We start from the raw sequence: 2,653 nt of genomic DNA, 5'->3' as shown, positions 1-2,653 counted from the left end.
CCCGCCCGCCCCGCTGAGACAACTCAGGAACGTTCTGGCGCGCGGGCCCGTGCCGCGGCAGCGCGACCCGCGATTCCGGGGATGGTGCCGGCCGGGTTCCTGAGTTATGTCCGTGGTTCCTGAGTTGTGGAAGGGGTGGGACGGGAGGGCGCGCCGGCGGGGTTCCTGAGTTGTGTCCGTGGTTCCTGAGTTGTGGAAGGGGTGGGAGGGGCGGTCAGCCGAGCGCTCGCCGCGACGCCGCCGCGGCGACCGCGTTCTGCAGCTCGTCGACCGCGACGCCGAACCGCGCCGGATCCGGACGGTTCGTGAGCAGCACGACGCAGACCTCCAGTGAGGGCGTGATCCACAGCTGCGTCCCCGCCCAGCCCCCGTGCCCGTACGTGTCGCGGGCGAGCAGTCCCGGCGCGCGCACGAGCAGGTTCCAGGCGAAGCCCCACTCCTGCCCGCGGTCCTCGGTGTACGGCTCGAGCTTGCGCAGCCCCTCGGTGAGCGGGCGGCGCATCGCCTCGACGGCGAGCGGGGAGACGGCCGTCCCGTCGTTCCGCAGCAGCGCCGAGCCGAGTGCGAGCAGGTCGCTCGCGCGGGCGAAGGCGCCGGCGCCCGGATGCCGCAGCGCCGAGAAGCGCTCCCAGTCGAGTCCGAACTCGGCCGCCTCGACGGGGGCGTGTCGCGTCGACTCGCGGTCGAAGGTGACCCCGTCGGCGCCCGCGCGGCGGACGAGCTCGAGCACCCGTCGCTCCCAAGGGCCGCCGCTGGCGTGCTCGATGAGCGCGGCGACGCCCTCGAAGGCGAGCGTCGAGTACCGGGTCGCGGTGCCCGCGGCGAAGTCGGAGTCGGCCGTGAGCAGCGTGCGGCGGAGCTCCGGCTGGTCCATCGGCGACTCGATGATGCCCGAGCTGTGGCTCACGAGGTGGCGCAGCTGCACCTCGTCGCCTCGGCGGAACCCGGGCAGCGCGGCGCCGAGGGTCGTCGTGGTCGCGAGCCGACCCTCTTCGACGAGCTCGAGCGCGGCGAGGCCGACGAGCGGCTTCGTGATCGAGAAGAGCGGGTAATGGTCGTCGGCGGATGCCTCGCCGAAGGCCTCGATCGCGATGATGCCCGAGGCGTCGGCGACGCCGAGCACCGCGGTGGGGAGGGCGCCGGTCGCTACGTGGCGGCGGGTCCAGTCGAATGCGCGGTCGAAGGCGGGCATGCGGTCCTCTCGGGTCGGTCGGGGATGGGTCGTGGGTGGGTCGTGGGCGCGGGCGGATGCCGCGGCACGCTCAGCTCCGGAACACGATGTTGCGCGGCTCCTCGCCGGCGAGCATCCGTTCGATCTGCTCGCGCAGGAGCCGGGCCATGCGCGGCATCATCGCCGACGAGGCCCCACCCACGTGCGGAGTGATCAGCACGTTCGGCAGCTCGAACAGGGGGTGCCCCTCGGGCAGCGGCTCCGGGTCGACGACGTCGAGCGCGAACCGCAGTCGCCCGCTGCGCGCCTCGGCGAGCACGGCGTCGGTGTCGGCGACCTTGCCGCGCGCGACGTTCACGAGGAGCGCCCCGTCGGGCAGGGCGGCGAGGAAGTCCGCGTCCACGAGTCCCGTCGTCGCTTCGTTGAGCGGCACGCCGACGACGACGATCTCGGTCGAGGGCAGCAGCGACGGGAGCTCGTCGATGCCGTGCACGTGGCCGCGCTCGTCGCCGCGCGCTCGGCTCGCGACGCGGGTGAGCTCGACCTCGAAGGGCGCGAGCCGGTCCTCGATCGCGCGGCCGACGCCGCCGACGCCGAGGAGCAGCACCCGCCGGTCGGCGAGGCTGGCCCGGCGCTCGGGCGCCCATCGGCCCTCGTCGGCGGCTCGGACGAACGCGGGGATGCCGCGCTGCGCGGCGATCATCAGCCCGACGGCGAGCTCGGCGGTGGAGGGCTCGTGCACACTCGCGGCGTTCGCGAGCACATGCCCGGCCGGCAGCACGTCGACGAGATCGTCGTAGCCGATCGACTGCGATTGCACGAGGCGGCACTCGACATCGGCGAGCGCGCCGACCTTGTCTCCGGCATCCATGTAGGGCGGCACGACGAGGTCGAGGTGCGGTGCCGGCGGTGGCGAGTCGAGCCCCCAGACGAGCACCTCGGCACCCTCCGGCACCCCGCCTGGCGTGGCTTCGAGGGCTCGGAGCAGGGTCTCACCGGGCACCGTCACCGTGAGTCGCGCGTCGCTCATTCCGCCATCCTTCCAGAGCCGCCGTGAGCCGGGGTGCACGCGCGGGCGCGCGGCGCTCGCGCGCCCGCTGCTACCTTGGGCGCATGGTCAGGTCCGAGCGGGCGAGCGATGAACGCGCGGATGCCCTGAAGGAACGCGTGTACGCGACCTTCACCGGGCTCGCCATCGTGCTGGTGCAGCACTCCAACGTCGCGCACCTCGACGCGGCGCGCGCCACCCTCACCCTGCTCGTCGGCATCGTCGCGATCACCGCGGCGGGCTTCGTGGCCGACGTGATCGCGCACCTCGCCGTGCACGAGGCGTTTCCGGATCGGGCCGAGACCGGCCGCATCATGCGCAAGGGGTCGTCGCCGAAGGAGGTCTGCGGGGCGGAGGGCGTGCGGAGCACGCCGGCGAGCAGGTCCTCGACGCCACCGGAGGGATCGACGAGCTCGATCCTCGGCAGCCGCAGG

The 2,653-nt window shown here is 73.7% G+C and carries 2 protein-coding genes and 1 pseudogene; 1 reads left to right on the top strand and 2 read right to left on the bottom strand.

The annotated features are described in order from the left end of the window. Nucleotides 1-214: 214 nt before the first annotated feature. Both M3147_RS18855 and M3147_RS18850 read right to left on the bottom strand, forming a co-directional pair. The gene (locus M3147_RS18855; protein ID WP_251204932.1) at nucleotides 215-1,192 is read right to left on the bottom strand and encodes a serine hydrolase domain-containing protein; all 978 of its coding nucleotides are present in this window, start codon (nucleotides 1,190-1,192) and stop codon (nucleotides 215-217) included. Between the two features lie 70 nt (nucleotides 1,193-1,262). Continuing rightward, nucleotides 1,263-2,201: a 2-hydroxyacid dehydrogenase gene (locus M3147_RS18850; protein WP_251204931.1), complete on the bottom strand. Its 939-nt coding sequence runs from the start codon at nucleotides 2,199-2,201 to the stop codon at nucleotides 1,263-1,265. 83 nt (nucleotides 2,202-2,284) lie between these two features. Here M3147_RS18850 and M3147_RS18845 point away from each other — a divergent pair. Further along, nucleotides 2,285-2,653: pseudogene (locus tag M3147_RS18845) on the top strand (hypothetical protein); the annotation flags it as partial.

It is taken from the genome of Agromyces mediolanus, from assembly GCF_023715325.1.
Taxonomy (GTDB): domain Bacteria; phylum Actinomycetota; class Actinomycetes; order Actinomycetales; family Microbacteriaceae; genus Agromyces; species Agromyces mediolanus_A.
The sequence above is the reverse complement of the archived record's forward strand: the minus strand, read 5'-3'. Positions and strand labels throughout refer to the sequence as shown.

Excerpts from the sequence above, each read along its gene's own strand:
- M3147_RS18850 (WP_251204931.1), bottom strand. The coding sequence starts at position 2,201 with ATGAGCGACGCGCGACTCACGGTGACGGTGCCCGGTGAGACCCTGCTC.
- M3147_RS18855 (WP_251204932.1), bottom strand. The coding sequence starts at position 1,192 with ATGCCCGCCTTCGACCGCGCATTCGACTGGACCCGCCGCCACGTAGCG.